Source organism: Marinobacter iranensis (genome assembly GCF_029207565.1).
Classification (GTDB): Bacteria; Pseudomonadota; Gammaproteobacteria; order Pseudomonadales; family Oleiphilaceae; genus Marinobacter; species Marinobacter iranensis.
Genome location: NZ_JANCMW010000385.1, coordinates 1 through 240 on the forward strand (window position 1 = coordinate 1; position 240 = coordinate 240).

Here is a 240-nt window from a genome sequence, read left to right on the forward strand (position 1 = left end):
GGATCCCACAGATAGCCCTCGAGATACAGGATCGCGCCATTGGCGATCAGCTGCTCGTCGAGCGCGGCGGCCGGCAGGAACTGCGAGGCGCCGAGAAAGGTGTTCATCGTGCGCTGCCCGTCGGGCGTGACGAAGATCAGGCAGCGCGCGGTGGCGGGCTGGCCGGGGCGCACCGCGGTGTCGAAATCGACGCCGGCGGCGCGGATGTCGTGCGCGAAGACCTGGCCCAGCTGGTCGTCG

General features: G+C 70.0%; 1 protein-coding gene. It reads right to left on the minus strand.

Going from position 1 to position 240, the window contains the following annotated elements; translation table 11 throughout:
• Nucleotides 1-240 (minus strand): PfkB family carbohydrate kinase (locus NLU14_RS22810; RefSeq protein WP_275710906.1); only part of this gene is annotated, 240 nt, incomplete at both ends.